The sequence below is a fragment of the Bacillus sp. RZ2MS9 genome (genome assembly GCF_001816185.2).
GTDB lineage: Bacteria > Bacillota > Bacilli > Bacillales > Bacillaceae_G > Bacillus_A > Bacillus_A cereus.
Map to the genome: position 1 here is coordinate 2,109,795 of NZ_CP049978.1, position 20,870 is coordinate 2,130,664.

A 20,870-nucleotide genomic window follows, 5' to 3' on the forward strand; every position below is an offset into this window, starting at 1 on the left:
ATAGTAGTAAACTGACAAACTGGGTCTAGTATAAACCTGGTTTGTTTTTTTATTGGATATATATTTTTTTTGCAAAATCAATTAAAATCTTTTTAGAGAGGGTGATTCATATTGATTCGAACTTTTATTTTACAAATTCCTTGTCATAGAAGATTAGATAGGAGTTTTTTTAAACTACAAAAGTACATACCTTTATGTGCGCGTTGTACAGGCATGCTTATTGGTATTTTAATGTTTCCAATTTATTTTTATATGACACCTTCATTTCTTTTGGCAATCATACTATCATTTTTCGCTCAAATTCCGTTACTTATCGATGGGTTCACCCAAAAGTGGAAATGGAGAAGTAGCTCAAATTTGCTAAGAATAACTACTGGTGTATTAAGCGGTAATGGTATGGGATTATTCATTTCCTCTAGTGTTATATGGATATTATCTTAAGATATATAGTAATGGAGGTATTTACATAGATGTTCTGGATTTACTTAATTCTAATTTTTATTTCAGGTGGAAGTGGAATTGGTTTTATGATTCAAAATAAGTATACAGAAGCAATAATAGCTTTTGTTATTTGTATACTATTGTTTGGGCTACTGTATTATTATCTTAAGAGAAACAAAAGAAAGAGAAAAGCAGATTGTGACGATTTAGACTGTACGGATTGTTTTGATTGTGATTGTACTTGTTAAATTTTTATTCCAAATAAAAAGCTAGTGTATTATTAAAAATACACTAGTTTTTTTGCTTTGAAATTTTAAGAAAAGTGTAGGAATACGGCTATTATATAGAGAACTTTAGTTTTGTATATAAAAGGAGGCGTTAGATGTTGGAAACGTATGATTGGAACAATAAACTAACATATTTAAAAAACACGAGAGATTTATATTACAACGACGATTATGTAAGCTTTTTAGTAAATACAGTTTGGAAGATTACTAAGCCTGTACATATCGTTGATTACGGTTGTGGATATGGTTATTTAGGATTAGTATTAATGCCATTACTCCCAGAAGGTTCAAAGTATACAGGTATTGATAGTGGAGAAACATTATTAGCTGAAGCCAGAGAGTTGTTTCGTTTACTTCCGTATGATTCAGAATTTCTTGAAGGAGATGCTACAGAAATTGAACTGAACGATAAATACGATATAGCAATCTGTCATGCTTTCTTATTACATATGACTACTCCAGAAACAATGCTACAAAAAATGATACATTCAGTTAAAAAGGGTGGAAAAATAATCTGTTTTGAACCACATTGGATTTCTAATATGGCTTCTTATTTACTAGATGGGGAGAAACAATCGGAATTTATTCAGCTAGGTGTTTTGCAGAAATTATTTGAAAGTGATACGCAAAGAAATGGTAAAGATGGCAATATAGGCATGAAAATACCGATATATTTAAGTGAATTAGGTGTGAAAAATATTGAATGTAGAGTAAGCGATAAAGTGAACTTTTTAGATTCAAATATGCATCACAATGATAAAAACGATTTGTATCAATCATTAAAAGAAGAGGGGATTGCAGGTGATCCGGGTGATAAGCAACAATTTGTAGAACGTTTAATAGCCAGAGGATTAACATATGATAATGCGCTAGCTCAATATGAAGCTGAACTACGATTTTTTAAAATATTTCATGTGTATTCTTCTTTTGTATACGCTCCCAATATGAAAATTACATTTGGTGACATAGTTTGTTAAAAGGTATGATGTATAAGGCTTGTCGTTTAATGTCGATAAGTCGATATTCGACATATAATCGCTGATATATGTTAAGAATCGGTCGATATAATTTGAAAATCGCCGATAAAATGAAAGAATCGCTGATATATTTGAATTATCGCCGATATAATTTTATGTACTAATTTCAGCTTCTACAAGATTAAAACCGCATGTTACGTTATTCCATATAATTAAACAAAATACGGAGAAAAACAATCATTTTTACTATATTTTGTTATAAATTTGAATAATATTAATTAATAACATCTATTATAAGAGATTTTAGTTGAATACATACTATATGGTGTGTAAAATCTAAGCAAGTAGCAGTTTAAATATAAATTCGAGGTGAATGCATGCTAGATTTTAAGCAGTTAGAAACTTGTTTAAAAGACAAGAGATTTGTAGATGGATTACAGGAAATAAATAATGAAATTGCATATATAAAAGAAACGAATACTTTATCCTCTGTGAAGAATTGGCTTGCCAATATTCCTTCGCATAAGGAGTTCGATATATTAATTCGCCTTACTGATGAAGGGCTTATGCACCAATACAGTTCATTCCTCATTCGTTACGCTTATAAAAAATTCCCAAATATGAGAACGCTCTCTTTATATTGTGATGAGTTAATTGATGAGCGGAAAATTCTTGAAGCGGAGCAGTTGTTAAAATCTTCTTTAGAAGAGTTAAGTAAAGAAGAAATAGATGCAGATTTTTTAGCGAAAACATATTTTACGTTAGTACGATGTCTTTTAGAAATGAAACGAAACGAAGAAGCGTTAATGTATATGCAAAAAGCAGAGGAGTACAGTGCACGCGCAGTGTTTGATAAATGGGGCTACGTTTATATGCATACAGGTGAATGGGAGAAAGCGGAAAAACAATTTATTGCTGGCATGCAGCATGAAGATTGTGAAGAGTTATCTACCTATTTATTATCACAATTGTATGCGAATAAAGGAGAACAAAAACGCGCGATACAGTTAATCGATGATGCGATTGTAAAATTCCCACAAGTACCATATTTTCATTTTGAGAAGATAAAGTATTTATTAGATTTAGAGCAATATGAAGAGATGTTAGCGGTAATAGATAACATAAATACTCAGCTGCCATATCATGCCTATAATACTTACTTTGTACATTTACGTGCAGAAGCGCTGTACAAAATGAATAAATTTGCAGATTTACAAAAACTATTAAAAGAAGAAAAGAGTTTAAAAGAATCTTTATATCATAATTTAGAAAAAAATCCGGATGGAAAAAAGGTTCACTTGCCGATAGTTCCTATTGTACAAAAGGATAATTATTGTGTTCCGACAAGCTTAGAGATGATGTTGCGTATATGGGGAGAGAAACGTACACAAGATGAAATAGCAGAGTTTATTTTTGATATGACAGGTTCGAAGTTTTCAGATACTGTTTCTTATTTAGAAGAATTAGGTTATGAATATCGTTATTTTAAAGGGAATGAAGAGAATTATAAGAGACTGATTGACGAAGGAATTCCTGTTTTATTAAGTATAGATATTGAGCATGCTTCACACGTACAAGTTCTATCTGGATATGATGATACATTGCAAGCTTTCTATGTTCAAGATCCAAACTTTATAGAACCAGTTCTTGTGGAATATAGTAAATTACAAGAAAAATATCGTTATACAGGCTGTTTAGCAATCACGTTTGTTCCGAAAGAAAAGAAGGAGCAACTAGCGTTTCTAAGTGAAGAAGAAAATCGTTACTTTAAATCTATTTTTTCTCTTACGGATCATTTAGATGAACATGACAAAGAGGGAATTAGTAACTTAGTACAATTTTTAAAAGAAACGAGTGATAATCCAAATACGTGGTTATATACGATAAAGCACTTAGATGTTGAAGTAGATAAAGAATTTATTTTATATTGTATTGATAAGTTAATGGAAAAGTTTCCGAACTCGGACTTTGTTAAATTGCATGGTGCACAGTGTTTTATTCGTCTTCAAGAAGTAGAGAAAGCGGAGCAAATGCTGACAAGCGTTGAGAAGAAAAATAATCGTGCTTTATATCATTTAATAAACGGAAGATATGCGTTTGAACAGGAAAGTTATCTAGAAGCGATTTCAAGCTTTCGTTCATCGTTACAATTAGACGCAGATCAGCCTATTGCTTGGAGTTTTCTCGCTTTATCCTATATGTATATTGATCAATCTGAAAAAGCATTGCAATACTCTCAAGTTGCGTTAGAGCGTAGTCCTGAAAGGTTCACTTTAACAAATCACGGTTTAATATTAATAGATTTAGAAAGATATGAAGAAGCATATGAAATCTTTAATGACTTGTTAAAAGAGTATAAATATGAAGCGCATGTATGGTATGAACGAGCGAGATGTGCACATCAACTAGGGAAATTATATTTAGCAATAAAAGGGCTTAAAGTAGCGATTCATTTGGATAGTAATGCACCTTACATTTATACGAAACTTTCGGAAATATACGAATCTGATTTGAAGGATGAGGAAAGTGCGAAAGAAATTTTATTAAACGGTATTGAGAATTGTGATGATAAAGCACCTCTTTACGTAAAATTAGGTGACTATCATTTTCAAAATGATAGCTTGGAAGAAGCAGAAGTATTGTATAAGCGTGCTTTAGAAGAAAATGATGAGGATGTTTATTCTCACTTCGGACTTACACAAGTTTATATGGCAAGAGAACAATATAAGGAAGCAAAAGAATATATTCTTGGTCTTGAGAAGCAAATTGAAAAGAGCCAAGATTTCCTCATGAATGCAGGAATGGTTTTATGGGATGCTGAAATTGAACTTGGTGGAAATGAAGAAGGATTTAAAGTAGCGCTATCTAAGTTAGAAAATGGTATAAAGAAAAGTGATTATAATGTAGCAAGTGCGTTAGATGAATATGTGAATCGAATTAAAGGAACGGAATTTGTACAACGAGGTATAGCATTTTTAAGAACGTTACACAAAGAAAGAAATGAAGTAAGTGAGTACGGTTGTTATGCAGGTATTTTGTATGAATCTATTGGACAGTACGGCCAAGCGATGAAAAGATATAATAAGGCGATAGAACAAATGGAAACGGCATTACCGTATTACCGAATTGGCGAAACACTTATGGCATTAGGGCAATTGACGGAAGCAAAGCAGGCGTATGAAACATGTTTAGAGCTTGATGGGAATTTCGTAGGTGTACATTTACAGCTTGCGGAAATATACGAAAAAGAAGAAAACCGTTCTAAAGAACAAAGTCATATGGTTCAGGCGATGAAAGAAGAGCCGTTGCATATTAATATGGAATATTTGGCACAGCTTTCAGTAGAAATGAACCTTCAGGAAGAATTGCTGATTGAACTAGAACAATTAGCGGACGAAGTACCTGAAATATGGCGTTTAGATGCGATTGCATATGTGTACGGAGCGATGAATGAAACAGATAAAGAACAAGCACAGATTGAATACGCGCTACAATTAGATGGTGAGCATATAGAAGTACTATATCATTATGCAAAAGTATTAGTGAAAAAAAGAAATGTAAAAGCAATTGAAGTTGCAATGAAAGTAATACAAAAAGATTTTGATAATGAACGTATATTTGATGTTTATGTAAAAGCAGTAGAGCAACATAAAAAATTGTCTAACATACGAGATTTTCTTCATACGTTAAAGGTGAAAAAAGCAGAAAGAAGTACAGCATTCATGTATGCTGCAGCTGCGGTTACGGAAATATGGATTGAACGCCAGCTGCATGAACAGCCGAAACGATCTATCATTACGAGAGCTTTTTATCGTATGAAAAATCGTGCGAAAGAAATTTCAATGGTTACTATGATAATTGATTTATATGAAATCTCTTTAAAGTTAAATCCGAAAAATAGTATGGCAGCACAGCGATTTGCGCTATTTTATGAGAATGTCGAGATGAATAAAGAAGCAATAGAGATTCTACACACGTCACTAGAAAATAAATGGGATTATGACGTAGCGAAGCAACTTGTAAATCTTTTCGTTGAGTGCGAGGAAGAAGATATGTTAAGAGATGCTTTGGAATTAACGAAACAAATGGTTCGAGAACTACCAGATGATTATGATACTCTTCTTCTGCAAGCACAAGTATTCTTTAAAGCAGGGGAAGAAAGAAAAGCAGAAAAGATTATCTTACAATTAACAGAGCAAACACCGTTTGTAAGTAGAGCATTTCTTGCTTTAGGAGAAATATATCAAAGTCAAGAAAGGTTTGAAGAGGCAATTCAAGTATTAGAAAATGCTTCTGTACATCATCCAAATGAAACAGCAATTCTTCTTTCTTTAGCATCTTCATATCATGGTGTCGGTCAAACGATAAAGGCAGAAAAAATAACAAATGAAGTATTAATAATTGACGCGAGTGATTTGTTAGCAAGATATGATCGTGCTTGTTATTTAGCGCAGTTAAATAGAAATGAAGAGGCGAAGGAAGAGCTTGAATTTGTCCTTCGTGAGGATGAATCGGGATTCTTTGCTGAACTTATTGAGGATGATGAAAATTTAGCAGCATTGCGAGAATTTGAAAAGTAATTGTATAAGAATAGGGAAAAAAGATAAGGATATATTTTGAATTAGTTGACAATTAGTTGCTAAATGGCATAAAATAACTTTTAACAAAGTATACAAATCTGAAGACGAGAAAGAGTAAAATAGTGAGCTGCTCTCCAGAGAGCCGGTATATTGCTGAAAGCCGGTGTGCAGACGTTATTTGAAAATCATCTCCGAGGAGCCGAGGCTGAAAGTAAGTAAGCCCGGACGGATGTCTACCGTTACAAAGAACACGTATGATAGTACGTTGCTAAGTGCTATTAGTGAAAAAGCTAATAGAATTAGGGTGGTATCGCGGGTAAACCCGTCCCTACTTTATAGGGACGGGTTTTTTGTGTGCTTTAAAATATTCAAAGGAGTGATTGTATATGGAAAAAGTAGATGTAAAAGAATCAGCTGTAGGAAGAGAAATGCGAATTCGCAAACAGTGGAACGAACAAAATATTTTCGAACAATCAATTCAGAATCGAGAAGGCGCACAGTCTTTCGTATTTTATGAAGGACCACCAACGGCGAACGGACTACCGCATGTAGGTCATGCACTTGGACGAACAATTAAAGACTTAGTAGCAAGATATAAAACGATGGCTGGTTATAAAGTGTTAAGAAAAGCGGGATGGGATACACATGGTTTACCTGTAGAATTAGGCGTTGAGAAGCAACTTGGTATTTCTGGTAAACATGAGATCGAAGAATATGGCATTGAACCATTTATTCAAAAGTGTAAAGAGAGTGTTTTCACATATGAGAAGCAGTGGCGTGAATTCACTGAAAGTATTGGTTATTGGGTAGATATGGATGATCCATATGTAACTTTAAAGAATCCATATATCGAAAGTGTATGGCATATTTTGGGGACAATCCATGAAAAAGGATTGTTATATAAAGGACATAGAGTTTCACCATACTGCCCAAGCTGCCAAACCTCATTGAGCTCACATGAGGTTGCACAAGGGTATAAAACAGTAAAAGATTTAAGTGCAACTGTGAAGTTTAAAGTGAAAGATAGTGAAAATGAGTATTTCTTAGGTTGGACCACAACACCTTGGACACTTCCAGCAAACGTTGCGCTTACTGTCCATCCAAATATGGAATACGTTAAAGCAAAACAAGAAAGTCATGTATACATTGTTGCGAAAGAACGTGTACAAGAAGTATTAAAAGAGAACTATGAAGTATTATCTGTTCATAAAGGCGAAGAATTATTAAACACATCTTATACAGCGCCATTTCCGATGAAAGAAGTTACAAATGGTTACCGCGTTATTGCAGCAGATTTTGTAACGGGAGATAGTGGTACAGGACTTGTTCATATTGCTCCAGCATATGGAGAGGACGATTATAGAGTCGTTCAAAGTGAAGGATTGTCATTCTTGCACGTTGTAGATGAAAAAGGTGAGTATACAGAAGCGGTACCATTTTTGAAAGGGAGATTTGTAAAAGATTGTGACGTGGATATCGTTCGTTATTTAGCGAAGGAAGGTTTACTGTATCATAAAGAAAAATATGAACATAGCTATCCGCATTGCTGGCGTTGTGATTCACCACTACTTTATTATGCAGGAGAAAGTTGGTTAATCCGAACAACTGCAATTAAAGATACATTTTTACAAAATAATGATTCTGTTACTTGGTATCCGGATCATATGAAACATGGACGTTTTGGTAAGTTTTTAGAAAATATGGTGGACTGGAATATTAGCCGAAATAGATATTGGGGAACACCATTAAACGTGTGGGAATGTGAAAGTTGTAATCATCAGTTCGCACCGAAGAGCATTGCCGAATTAAGAAAGCATAGTACGAAAGAAACACCGGAAGATTTGGAATTGCATAAGCCGTATGTAGATGAAGTGCAAGTCTGCTGCGAGAAATGCGGAGGAACAATGAATCGTACACCAGAAGTAATTGATGTTTGGTTTGATAGTGGTTCTATGCCATTTGCACAATATCATTACCCATTTGAAAATAAAGAGTTATTTGAAGAGCAGTTTCCAGCGGATGTTATTGCAGAAGGAATTGATCAAACACGCGGCTGGTTTTATAGTTTATTAGCAGTATCAGCACTATATACAGGAAAAGTACCGTATAAACGAGTGTTATCACTAGGGCATGTTTTAGATGAAGAAGGGCAGAAAATGTCTAAAAGCAAAGGAAATGCACTAGACCCAGTTGATTTAGTAGATAAATTTGGTGCAGATGCGCTAAGATGGGCTTTACTTGTTGATAGTGCCCCGTGGAATGCGAAGCGTTTTTCTGAAAGAACAGTACTGGAAGCGAAATCTAAATTTGTAGATACATTAGTCAATGTGTATAGCTTCTACGTTTTATATGCAAATTTAGATGAGTATAATCCGAAAGAAACGTATGATGTAAAGCTTACGAAATTAGACGAATGGGTATTATCAAGATTGCATAGTACAACGAAAAAAGTGAGAACGGCACTTGATGATTATCAATTTACGAATGCAGCTCGTGAAATTGCAGCACTTGTAGATGAAGTGAGTAACTGGTATGTAAGACGCTCACGTAATCGTTTCTGGGAATCTGGTATGAACGCTGAGAAAGTAGCTGCGTATGAGACACTTCATGAAGTACTTGTAACAATTAGTAAATTAATTGCACCATTTACACCATTTGTCGCGGAAGACATTCATCTGAATTTAGAAGGAAGCAGCGTTCATTTAGCCGATTATCCAGTTGTAAATGAATCATTACTTCAGCCGAAATTAGAAGCGGAAATGGATGCTGTTTTACAAGTTGTTGAACTTGGAAGAAGTAACCGTAATCAGCATTCTTTAAAAGTAAAACAGCCGCTAGCAGAACTTGTATTACTTGAGCATAACGAGAATGATATGGATTGGGAATCTTATCGTGATATCGTTATGGATGAGTTAAATGTAAAAGCGTTCCATGTTGAACTCGATGAAACAAAATACACATCATATCAATTGAAGCTTAATTTTAAAACAGCGGGGCCGAAGTTCGGTAAAAATGTGAATGCAGTGAATGGTTGGCTAAAACAATTATCACAAGAAGAAGTGCAAAACTTTGTATCAACAGGAAGAGCAGTTTACGAAGCAACACCAGGAGAAGAAGTAGTTGTAACTGCTGAAGATGTGCTAGTTGAGAAAGTTGCAAAATCAGGATTCTCTAATACGACTAACGGACAATATACAGTTATGTTAGATACGAATGTAACGGAAGAATTGTTGCAAGAAGGAGTAGCGCGTGAATTCATTCGTGCGGTTCAAGAATATCGTAAACAGTTGAATTTACCAGTTAATTTACGAGTCGATGTTATTCTTGATACAGAAGTAGAGCTACAGCGAACGTTAACGAACCATAAAGATTTATTGGAAGAAAACTTACTCGTTAAACAATTTACATTTGGTCACTTAACGAACGAAGACGATGAACTTTCTTTAGGTGAAACAAAACTTAGAATTAAATTAAGTGCAGCTAATTAAAGAAAAAAGGAAGTTGGAATGATTCCAACTTCCTTTTTGTATGATGGAAATTTATCCGGCTAATTTCCTCATAATCCATTCGATAGGACCACTAGCAATTGTCTTTTTTCATAGCGTACCGAACACAATACCGTAGAAATATATTTCTACAGTATTGTGTTCAATTCATACATAAATATTGAGAAAATTTCACTTACCCTAAATGGAAAGGTAATAGAAGTGTTCATAGAGAATTACTCGTAGATTCAATTTTTATCCATCCGTTTTGCGGGGAATGATTGCCTAGTGGTAATGGGATAAGGTTGAGCTACTTTATTAGGGGGAGTGGTTCTATGTTTAATAAAAAAATGGTGGCAATGGCAATGACCGTGCCGTTAGTAATGGGGACGATTTCTACGGTTTCGGCATTGGAAAAACAACAGCAAGTAAAGTTAGAAGCTTATTCGCCACAGAAAAAAGCAACTGAATATTTAAAAGAAAATGCTGCGCAGTATGGATTGAAAACAGATCTTTCAGACTTGCAATATATTTCTACAACAGAAACATCAGTAGCTTCATATGTTAGGTTCCAACAAGTTGTTAATGGTGCACCTGTATTTTCAAAACAAATAACAGTTACGCTTAACGGAGAGGGAAAGGGAGTACTCGCTGTTTCTGATTATCAGCCTGTTACAGGTGTGAAGGAAGTAACGACAAAAATTAGTGAAAAAGATGCAATACAAAAATCAATGGCGTATGTTGGAGAAGCAAGTGAGCAAAATTTATGGGCTCCTACAGATAAAGAGTTCGGATATATTGTTGAAGAAGGAATTGCTCGTCCAGTATATAAAGTTGTAGTCCATTCTAATAATCCATTTGGTGCATGGGAAACATTTATTGATGCAGAAAATGGAAAGTTAATTAAAAAGGTTGATATAAACCGAAAAGCTGAAGGGTCAGGAAAAGTATTTTTACCTAACCCAGTCGTATCTAGCGGTAGTAAAGTAGGCTTAAAAGATAATAACGATGCAGATTCAACAGCTCTAACGAACCAACTGAAAACTGTTACGTTAAAAGGTTTAGATGGAACAGGATTTTTAATTGGAGAATATGTAACGATTTCTTCAAAAGCGAAAACAAAATCTACGAATTTACAATTTAACTATACACGCGCAAATGATAGCTTTGAAGATGTTATGTCGTACTATCATATCGACACATTGCAACGTTACATTCAAAGTCTAGGTTTTAAAAATATTAATAACCGTTCGATAAAAGTGAATGTTAATGGTACAACTGATGATAACTCATTCTATTCTCCATCAACAAAAGCTTTAACTTTCGGTACTGGCGGTGTTGATGATGCAGAAGATGCTGGTATTATCGCACATGAGTATGGGCATTCGATTCAAGATAACCAAGTTCCTGGCTTTGGTAGTTCAGCAGAAGGTGGAGCGATGGGAGAAGGATTTGGCGACTTCTTAGGTGCTACATATGAAGATGCAGTATCGACTACTGGATATGGTAAAGCATGTGTTGGAGAATGGGATGCGACTGCTTATTCTAGTTCAGATCCGACGTGCTTACGCCGATTAGATACGAATAAAGTGTATCCGAAAGATATTACAAATGAGGTACATGATGATGGGGAAATTTGGGCACAAGGCCAATATGAAATGGCACAAGCATTTGGACGTGATGTAGCAACGAAAATTATTTTACAATCGCACTGGTCATTAACACCAAACTCTAAATTCAGTGATGGAGCAAAAGCGATTAAGCAAGCGGATGCTCTTTTATATGGCGGACAACATGCTGCTGATATCGATCGCATTTGGGCAGCGAGAGGCATTAGTACGAATTAATATAAAAAGTCGTGGCATTTATAAGCCACGACTTTTTAATTTGCTTACGAACTGGTACTAGTAAATAAAGCTATATCAATGATAGTGTGAATATATCCGTATCCCATTTACTTTTTAGCTTCTTTAAAAACAAAATGCTCTTTAAATTTTCTAGATTCAACTTTTTGACCATTTCGCATCGATCGGAATGGGTGTTCTTGCCATGTAATAATAACATCAACTTCATCTGCTTTTGTAGCAACGGGTAAATTAGCGTGTTCAAATCCAGTTTTTCCACTTGCCAAACGACTTTCCTTTAGGGAAAAGAGTTCATATTTCGTTTTCTTATTTGGTTCGTTGCGGAATACTTCGACGTTTACATTATATACTTCACTATTCCCGACATTCTTTACTGAAAAATGATATGTTTGAAATTCATCTTTTTTAGCTTGAAGCATATTCTTGTTTGTTTTTTTCGGTTTATCAATATTCACTTGCCATTGATCAGAGTTTTGAGAGATTGGTAAAGATTTTGGTGAATAGGCATACGTTTCGTTTACTACAATTAAGCAAAACAAAAGGAGAAAGAAACTAATTGCTTTTTGCATATACACACCTCGCGTTAAAATTTTTATTAATATGCGTAAATGAATTAGTTTTTATGTAAAAATTGGAAAATATTAAAGGTGTAATTTTGGATGTAATACATAAGAATATGTATTACAAAATTAACTTTTCACACTTTAGAAGAAGTTAGGAGTTATAAAACCAGAATGTTTCAAAAAAAGCTTGCGTTTTATAAGGTGAGGAGTTAGAATACTCTGTAAATATAAAAAGTGATGATCAGGAAAAGTACATGGTGCAAAGGTCTACAGAGAGCAGCCAGTTGCTGGGAAGGTTGCGATACCGCATGATGGAAAGACACCTGTGAGTGTTGCTTTGAACGTGATTATTAGTAAAAGCAAACGGTACCTACCGTTATCAGGGCTAAGATGGTCAGTATGACAATTTGGGTGGTACCGCGGAAAAAATCCGTCCCTATTTATAGGGGCGGATTTTTGTATTCTTTGAAAGGGGGTGAGTGACCGTGGATGATGACGATGACAACAATAACGTAAATAAATATAAAATTACTGGAGGGAAAAATAATGGATTCAATAATGAAGCGTTCACTCACAAAAGAATGTACAAAGCAAAGTGGAAAGGTTGTATTACTTCAAGGATGGGTAAAAAAGATTCGACATCTTGGAAATGTTAGTTTTTTATTATTACGGGACAGAACAGGAGTAATTCAATGTGTATTAGAAAATGAATTGGCTGGATATAAAGTTGATGTAGAAAGTGTCGTCCACGTAATTGGTGAAATAGTCGAAACATCGAAAACAGAATTGGGTGTTGAAGTACTTGCTCATGAAGTGAAAGTAATAAACGGTGCAGAGCCACTTCCATTTGAAATAAATAAAAAGAAGTTACAAGTTGGCTTAGATCAACTACTTAATGAGCGAGTAATATCATTAAGGCATGAGCGAACCGCAGCGATTTTTAAAGTGAAATCTACACTCGTTCAAAGCTTTAGTGAATTTCTTATAGAGAACGATTTCACACGAATATTTACGCCGAAAATTGTTTCGCAAGGGGCAGAAGGAGGAGCAAATGTTTTTAAGCTTCCATACTTCCAAAAAGAAGCTTATTTAGCACAATCACCACAGTTCTATAAGCAAATGATGGTGGCAGGTGGGTTAGAACGAGTTTTTGAAATTGCACCTGTATATAGAGCGGAACATCATAATTCTTCCCGTCATTTGAATGAATATATATCGTTAGACGTAGAGCTTGGTTTTATTCATGATTTTTATGAAGTGATGCAACTAGAAACGGATGTTTTACGATATATGTTTCAACAAGTAGCGAAAAAATGTGAAATAGAACTACAACTATTACAAATAGAAGTACCTGTTATTACTGAAATACCTAAAATTACATTGTTAGAAGCACAAGAAATTTTGAAAAGTAAGTATCGTAAAGAATCTCCTGTAGGGGATTTAGATACAGAAGGTGAAAAGTTACTAGGGAAATATGTGAAGGAAATATATAATAGTGAATTTGTTTTTATTACGCATTATCCGAAAAAAGCGAGACCGATGTATACGATGCCGAATAAAGAGAATCCAGCTATTACTGATTCATTCGACTTATTATATAAAGGATTAGAAATAACGTCAGGGGCACAGCGAATTCATAATTATGAAATGTTACTCGCTTCGTTTAAAGAAAAAGGATTACACCCAGATAAATTTCAATCTTATTTAAATACATTTCGATATGGTTGTCCACCACATGGAGGTTTCGGAATTGGGTTAGAAAGGGTTGTATATAAACTTTTAGAATTAACAAATGTACGAGAGGCGAGTGCTTTTCCGAGAGATTGTACTCGTCTCATACCGTAAAAAGAATCTTCGCGATTATCGCGAAGATTCTTTTTTTATAGTTCGTTTGAAAAGGTGAAAATATAGACTCTTTCTTTTTCTAATAAGCTTAGTAAAAGTCAGTTGAAATATGAACCATTTCGACAAAAAAATCAATATACCCTTGACAGTTACAAATATAACAGATATACTTCATATTAATTTCAAAAGAAAATATATTCTAAATATTAAAATGTGTTGAATAGGAGTAGTAAGGTCATGTATTTGTACAGAGAGCTATGGGTTGGTGTGACATAGTCAAATAACATCCTGAACTCGCCTAGGAGCAGTAAGGTGGAACGGAATTACATTCTTAGTAAATCTTAACGGTTAACCTTCGATATTAGGTTTGTAATCAAACGATTACTACTAAGGTGGATTCATAATGGAATCAATAAGGGTGGTACCGCGTTAAGTAAATGGCTTAGCGTCTCTTTATATAGAGATGCTAGGCCATTTTTTTATTATATGGAAGAAGAAATGGAGGGTTTATTTGAATAGGTTTATAAAATTTATTTATTTATATAAAAAGATTTAATTAGGAGGAAAATGAGATGAAACAGACGGAGCAATGGACTTCGAAATTAGGTTTTATAATGGCGGCAGCCGGATCAGCAATTGGACTTGGTGCGATATGGAAGTTCCCTTATATCGCTGGGAAGAGTGGGGGAGGAGCGTTCTTTTTAATATTTATATTATTTACTGTTTTAATTGGACTACCGCTACTTATAGCTGAATTTATGATTGGACGCAGTACGCAGAAACAAGCAGTTGGAGCATTTAAAAGCATCGCACCAAATACGGGATGGCATTGGATTGGACGCCTTGGTGTTGGAACTTGTTTTATACTACTTTCGTTTTATAGTGTTGTAGGTGGATGGGTATTAATTTATTTATTCAGAGGAATAACTGGACAACTGATTACTCCAGGACAAAATTACGGTACATTATTTACTGAAACAATTGGGAATCCTGCTTGGGCTATTATGGGACATTTCGCTTTTATGTTCATTACGATATGGGTTGTATCAAAGGGTGTACAAAACGGAATTGAAAAAGCAAGTAAATATATGTTGCCAGCATTGTTCGTTTTATTTGTCGCTCTTATTATTCGTTCGTTAACACTTGATGATGCAATGAAAGGTGTGAAGTTTTTCTTACAACCAGATTTCTCAAAGATTACTTCGGAAAGTATTTTGTTCGCAATGGGGCAATCATTCTTTGCAATTAGTATCGGGATTTCAATTATGGTTACGTATAGTTCCTATTTAAATAAAAAAGAAAGTTTACCAAAATCAGCAATAACAATTGTTGGATTAAATTTATTTGTTTCATTATTTGCAGGTCTTGCTATTTTTCCAGCCGTATTTTCATTAGGAATGGAGCCAACAGAAGGACCTGGATTACTATTTATCGTATTACCATCTGTATTTAGTCAAATTCCATTCGGTGGATTTTTCTTAACAGTATTTCTTGCACTATTTACATTTGCGACATTAACATCAGCATTTTCTCTACTAGAAACTGTTGTTTCAGCATTAGCAAATGGTGAACAAGAAAAGAGAACGAAATTATCATGGATGATCGGTTTCGGCATTTTCTTGGTAGGTATACCATCAGCGTTATCATTTGGATTATGGAGTGATATTACGATTTTCGGAAAGAATATTTTTGATGCAGTAGACTTTTTATCTAGTAATATATTAATGCCACTTGGAGCACTATTTATTAGTATTTTCGTTTCATTCAAAATGGAGAAGAAGGTACTAGAAGCAGAGTTTTTTGTAGGTGGAAATTATGGAAAGAAAGTATTTACTTGTTGGGCATTTTTACTTCGATTTGTAGCACCACTTGCAATAATTATCGTCTTCTTAAATGTAATAGGAATTATTTAATATTAAATGTTATAATATTCAGTAAAAAAGGGGGGTGGTGATCATAAAGGAAAATTTGATAGAAGCAGGGAAATACATGAATATTAGAGGGAAAAAGCTATACGTTGAAACACATGGAAATCCTAAAAATAAGCCAGTCTTATACTTGCATGGTGGACCAGGAGAAAGTTGTTATGATTTTTCATTTCATCAAGCGGAACGTTTAAAAGATTCTCTATATGTAATTATGATAGATCAAAGAGGTGTTTGTCGCTCAGAAGAAATAACTGAAGACGAAGCTTTTGGATTAAATGATTTGATTGAAGACTGTGAGGAATTAAAAAAAGTATTACAAATTGAGAAGTGGTCTATAATTGGACACTCTTTCGGTGGATATGTAGCATTGCTTTATGCGTCGATATATCCAAGTTCAATAGAGAAAATAATATTTGAAGGACCAACTTTTAATTTTGCATTAACAAGTAGGGCTTTGTTACAAAAGACAGGACATTTATTAAAAAAGTATGGAAAAGAAGAAATAGCAAAAGAATGCTTTGCTTATTCATCTAGCGATGCTAGTTCAGAAGAGTTGTTAGAAGCTTATATAAGATTAAGCGCTGAATTAGAAGAAAAAAGAATGGAGATTTACAATAATAAGGAAAATAGGACAGATGAGAGTTTATACAGTGATGAAGAGTGGGAAATATTTTCAAATCGCTCCAAAATTCACTTTGATAGATTAAAATTAGAGGGAGCATGTCATACATCATTATTATCAAAAATAAAAGATGTACAAAATCTAATGTTATTAATAGTAGGAAAACATGATGTAGTAACGTGTGAAGAACAAATTAAAACATTTAATAAAGATGCCCGAAACGGCAAGTATATCGTATTTGAAGAGAGCGGTCATTCACCTCATTATGAGGAAGCAGATAGATTTGCAGAAACAGTCATACATTTTTTGAAATGAAGAAAAGGGTGCTTCTATAAATGAGAGGCACCCTTTCTAAATTTCTGGATATGTGATTGTGATGTTAGGCCACTTACTTTGCCAATTCTTTTTTATAACTCTGTTTTTGTACATATGTAATCGTTCTTTCGATTCAAGAAAATGAGCTGTTGGTTTCACTTGTAAGGAAAGGACATCTTCAATACCACATGGGGCTGTTAAGATAACGTTGTTTAGTTCATCAAGTGTAACTCCTAAAGCCGTTGCTGTTTCAGGGAATTTAGAAATAGCATTAACAGAAGAAGAATATGGTGGCATATTATTCACTACATGCATACGAGCTTGATTTTTTACAGACCAAGGGATAGTAGCATCAATATTCATTAATTTCGTTTCTAATGATTGTTCGTATATCTCATCTTGATGTAGACTATCATAATAAATCACATCAACATCAGGCATAGCCGTTTTAGCTTCATAGTCATGTAAAGTATCCCAAATTTTAGAACGAACAAATCCGGCACAAATCCACCAATCAGGTAGCTCTAGTGATTTTGCCATTTGTAATACATTCATCATCCATTCGTCGTTTTCTATTAAGCGAATTATATCTTTCTCTGTTTTGATCTTCATTGATAAATTCACCTTTCTAGTAAATTAATGCATCAGTTCAATAATCCATAAAATCCAGTAAGCACCTGGTACAAATAGCAGTTGTGCTAATAATGTGCCGAGAAGTCTAGAAATCATTAGCCAACCATACATTTTACTCATAGATTCAGCACCGCTTTCTGATTGTAGAGCACGTTCTGTTAAAAGAGCAATGCGTGGATCGAGTAATACAGTTAATAAAATAGTGGCGAAACCATTTACAAGGCCAGAAGCTGTACTTGCATTTGTTGCATAATCTGGATTTAAAAAAGAAGCGTAAAGGGCTGAAAGTACCCCTGCTGTATAAATAGCAGTAGCAAACATGTTAATAAGCATAATACGCTTTGGAATACCACCGATACGCAGTCTATGAATCATTTCTAACTTTGGAAAACGGACATATTTTTTTGTGTACTTTAATTTTTGAATGTTATTCGTTTTCATCATTCGAATGAAAGAACCGTCTGTTTCAAAGTTTTGAATGACATATCCAAATAATTTTGTCAAAGTTGGATAAAGAATGATCGCGATTAAAGTACCGATAGAAGCCGATAATAGTACGAGCCGTATAATATGCTCTAAATTAATAGAAGAATCTAGTTTTGCTTCATCGACAATACCACCGATTAAAAAGGCTTGTAGTAAGTTTGATGTTCTTGAAATAAGTAACACCATTCCTACAACAGACAAGGCAACCGCAATCTTCTTTAAACGTACTCCAGCTAATCGAATACTATAAGAGCTTGTTTCAACTGCGTGGATCACAATTGTGAAAGCCATTATAAAAATTAACGTAATTGACATTTGTTTCACCAGTTTCTATTAAAATAATTGTAACTTTTTTACTGTATCATATCTATCGTATTTTGTAACTGAAAGTATGTGACATATGGAAATTGATTTTTCGAAAAAATAGATAATAATAGTATAATAGGGAGAAGTGGAAGAGATGTTAGCACTTATTTATACAGCAAATTAAGTGGAGGAATGAAGCATGTATAAAACATTTCTATTTGATTTAGATGGAACTTTAACGGATCCGAAAGAAGGGATTGTAAACTCGGTTTTATATGCATTAAAAAAAGTAGGAATTGAAGAAGTACATATAAGTGAGTTAGATTCATTTATAGGTCCTCCTATTCAGCAATCATTCATAGAGAGATATAATATGAGTGAAGGAGAGGTTGAACGTGCTGTTTTTTACTTCCGTGAGTATTTAAAGCAGCGTGGATTGTTTGAAAATAATGTATACGAGGGGATTCTGAAGCTCTTGCAACAATTAAAAAGTTCAGGGAATCGCATATTCGTAGCAACTTCAAAGCCCACTGTATTTGCGAAACAAGTTATAGAGCATTTTCAATTAACGAATTATTTCGAAGACATCATTGGAAGTAATTTAGATGGTACGAGAATAAAAAAAGAAGAAATAATTGCTCATATTTTACAAACACATGAAGAACTAAATAAAGAAGAAATGATAATGATTGGTGATAGAAAGCACGATATAATAGGTGCAAATCAGAATGGAATTGCTTCAATTGGTGTTTTATATGGCTATGGCTGTGAAAAAGAACTGACTGAAGTTAGTGCGACCTACATAGTGAAAGATGTTGAAGAACTGTATCATTTTTGTGTAGAGAAAAATTTAATACAGCAGTAAATATAGATTCTAGCAATCCCTTTATAACGTATGACGATGAATTCGTTTCTGTTTAAAGGGATTTTTCATATGTAATCGAATAATTATAATTAGACATTTTTAGCATAAAAATTTGTATGAATAAGAGGAGGGATGTCAGAATTAAAAGGTTAGTAGAAATTTATCAATAAAATTTAGAATATTCTGTTTAATGGAGGGGTAAAATTGGAGTTAGTTATTATATTATTAGCACTAAGTTTACTTATGTTCGTAGCATACAGAGGTTTTTCTGTTATTTTATTCGCGCCGATATTTGCATTATTTGCAGTATTTTTGACAGAACCTAGTTATGTATTACCTTTCTTTTCTAATATCTTTATGGAGAAAATGGTTGGATTTATAAAATTATATTTTCCTGTGTTTTTATTAGGAGCAATATTTGGAAAAGTAGTGGAAATGTCAGGAATTGCAGATTCTATCGCAAAAACAATTATTGAGTTAGTTGGTGAAAAACGTACTATATTAGCGATTGTATTAATGGGGGCTATTTTAACGTATAGTGGTGTTAGTGTGTATGTAGTAGTGTTTGCTGTTTATCCGTTCGCAGCTAAGTTGTTTCGACAAGCTAATATTCCAAAGCGTTTAATCCCTGGAACGATTGTTCTTGGAGCAGTAACGTTTACAATGGATGCGCTACCTGGATCACCACAAATTCAAAATGTAATACCTACAACATTTTTTAAAACGGATATTTATGCTGCACCGATACTTGGGATTGTAGGAGCAATTTTTGTTCTTACATTAGGTTTACTATATTTAGAGAGTAGACGTAAGAAGGCAAAAGCAGCAGGTGAAGGATACTTTGGTTTTAATGATGGAAATACTGAAATGGCAGCATCTGTGCAATTAGAACAAAAAAATATGCCATTAATTAATAACATTGAAATTACAAGAGCACAACAACTTATTGCATTTATACCACTTATTTTAGTAGGTGTAATGAATAAAGTGTTTACTATTATGATACCGAAGTGGTATCCAAGCGGTTTTGATTTTTCTGCAATTGGTATGAAAGCATTTGGAAAAGTAGAATTAAGTGCAGTAGTAGGAATTTGGTCTGTAGAATTGGCACTTATTATAGGGATCTTAACAACGTTATTATTATATTGGAAGCGAGTAGTAACAGGTTTCCAAGCTGGATTGAATACAAGTATTGGTGGAGCGCTACTTGCAACGATGAATACAGGAGCTGAGTTTGGATTCGGTGGTGTCATTGCAGCACTTCCAGGCTTCGCAATTATGAGAGATGGCATCTCTGCTACTTTCACAAATCCGTTAGTGAATGGTGCAGTAACGACGAATATTTTAGCTGGAATTACAGGCTCGGCATCAGGAGGAATGGGAATAGTATTAAGCGCAATGGGAGATAAATTTATTGCAGCGGCCAATCAATTTGATATTCCATTAGAAGTTATGCACCGTATCGTATCAATGGCATCAGGAGGAATGGATACACTACCACATAACGGGGCTATTATTACTATTCTTACAGTAACGGGATTAACACATAAACAGTCATATAAAGATATATTTGCTATTACTATTTTGAAAACGGTTGCTGTATTTTTAGTTATCGCATTCTATACTTTAACAGGACTCTATTAAAAAATTTGAATCGTAAAGATTCATCAAA

14 protein-coding genes and 3 other annotated features are annotated in these 20,870 nt (G+C 34.1%); of the genes, 11 read left to right on the plus strand and 3 right to left on the minus strand.

Features of this window, described 5'->3' with window-relative positions; all coding sequences use genetic code 11:
- Nucleotides 1-111: 111 nt before the first annotated feature.
- The 6 genes from BHV55_RS10940 (at nt 112) to BHV55_RS10965 (ending at nt 11,617) form a co-directional block, all read left to right on the plus strand.
- On the plus strand, nt 112-441 hold the full coding sequence (locus BHV55_RS10940) for a DUF2085 domain-containing protein (protein ID WP_000621475.1): 330 nt from the start codon (nt 112-114) through the stop codon (nt 439-441).
- Nucleotides 442-470: 29 nt separating this feature from the next.
- Entirely contained in the window at nt 471-689 is a 219-nt protein-coding gene (locus tag BHV55_RS10945) for a hypothetical protein (RefSeq protein ID WP_000498601.1), read from the plus strand.
- A gap of 137 nt (nt 690-826) precedes the next feature.
- Complete coding sequence (locus tag BHV55_RS10950; protein WP_033685790.1) at nt 827-1,705, plus strand: class I SAM-dependent methyltransferase; 879 nt, start codon at nt 827-829, stop codon at nt 1,703-1,705.
- A gap of 377 nt (nt 1,706-2,082) precedes the next feature.
- Complete coding sequence (locus BHV55_RS10955) at nt 2,083-6,285, plus strand: bacteriocin-processing peptidase family protein (RefSeq protein ID WP_048567952.1); 4,203 nt, start codon at nt 2,083-2,085, stop codon at nt 6,283-6,285.
- A gap of 92 nt (nt 6,286-6,377) precedes the next feature.
- Nucleotides 6,378-6,618 (plus strand) — a binding site (T-box leader).
- A gap of 53 nt (nt 6,619-6,671) precedes the next feature.
- On the plus strand, nt 6,672-9,773 hold the full coding sequence (ileS, locus tag BHV55_RS10960; protein WP_070757430.1) for an isoleucine--tRNA ligase: 3,102 nt from the start codon (nt 6,672-6,674) through the stop codon (nt 9,771-9,773).
- Between the two features lie 332 nt (nt 9,774-10,105).
- Nucleotides 10,106-11,617, plus strand: coding sequence for a M36 family metallopeptidase (locus BHV55_RS10965; RefSeq protein ID WP_000482274.1), 1,512 nt, complete (start codon nt 10,106-10,108; stop codon nt 11,615-11,617).
- Nucleotides 11,618-11,724: 107 nt separating this feature from the next.
- On the opposite strand, the gene BHV55_RS10970 is transcribed toward BHV55_RS10965, so the two are convergent.
- Nucleotides 11,725-12,204, minus strand: a complete 480-nt coding sequence (locus tag BHV55_RS10970) for a hypothetical protein (RefSeq protein ID WP_001167912.1) — start codon at nt 12,202-12,204, stop codon at nt 11,725-11,727.
- A gap of 222 nt (nt 12,205-12,426) precedes the next feature.
- Nucleotides 12,427-12,639, plus strand: a binding site (T-box leader).
- 105 nt (nt 12,640-12,744) lie between these two features.
- On the opposite strand from BHV55_RS10970, the gene aspS reads away from it, so the two are divergent.
- From aspS to BHV55_RS10985, 3 genes are all read left to right on the plus strand, one after another.
- A complete protein-coding gene (aspS, locus tag BHV55_RS10975; protein ID WP_000377345.1) occupies nt 12,745-14,043 on the plus strand; it encodes an aspartate--tRNA(Asn) ligase in 1,299 nt (432 codons plus the stop codon).
- Between the two features lie 207 nt (nt 14,044-14,250).
- Nucleotides 14,251-14,499: a binding site (T-box leader), on the plus strand.
- Nucleotides 14,500-14,615: 116 nt separating this feature from the next.
- Complete coding sequence (locus BHV55_RS10980; protein ID WP_070757428.1) at nt 14,616-15,956, plus strand: sodium-dependent transporter; 1,341 nt, start codon at nt 14,616-14,618, stop codon at nt 15,954-15,956.
- Nucleotides 15,957-16,032: 76 nt separating this feature from the next.
- On the plus strand, nt 16,033-16,908 hold the full coding sequence (locus tag BHV55_RS10985) for an alpha/beta fold hydrolase (RefSeq protein WP_070757587.1): 876 nt from the start codon (nt 16,033-16,035) through the stop codon (nt 16,906-16,908).
- A gap of 36 nt (nt 16,909-16,944) precedes the next feature.
- Here the strand turns inward: BHV55_RS10985 and BHV55_RS10990 are convergent, their stop codons facing one another.
- The gene (locus tag BHV55_RS10990) at nt 16,945-17,520 is read right to left on the minus strand and encodes a nucleotidyltransferase family protein (RefSeq protein ID WP_000695357.1); all 576 of its coding nucleotides are present in this window, start codon (nt 17,518-17,520) and stop codon (nt 16,945-16,947) included.
- 24 nt (nt 17,521-17,544) lie between these two features.
- Nucleotides 17,545-18,342 (minus strand): lipid II flippase Amj family protein, encoded by a 798-nt coding sequence (locus BHV55_RS10995; protein ID WP_000028915.1) that lies wholly within the window; start codon nt 18,340-18,342, stop codon nt 17,545-17,547.
- 190 nt (nt 18,343-18,532) lie between these two features.
- On the opposite strand from BHV55_RS10995, the gene BHV55_RS11000 reads away from it, so the two are divergent.
- On the plus strand, nt 18,533-19,198 hold the full coding sequence (locus BHV55_RS11000) for an HAD family hydrolase (protein ID WP_000278478.1): 666 nt from the start codon (nt 18,533-18,535) through the stop codon (nt 19,196-19,198).
- A 204-nt stretch (nt 19,199-19,402) separates the two neighbouring features.
- Nucleotides 19,403-20,842: a GntP family permease gene (locus BHV55_RS11005; protein WP_000424329.1), complete on the plus strand. Its 1,440-nt coding sequence runs from the start codon at nt 19,403-19,405 to the stop codon at nt 20,840-20,842.
- The last annotated feature ends 28 nt before the right edge of the window (nt 20,843-20,870 follow it).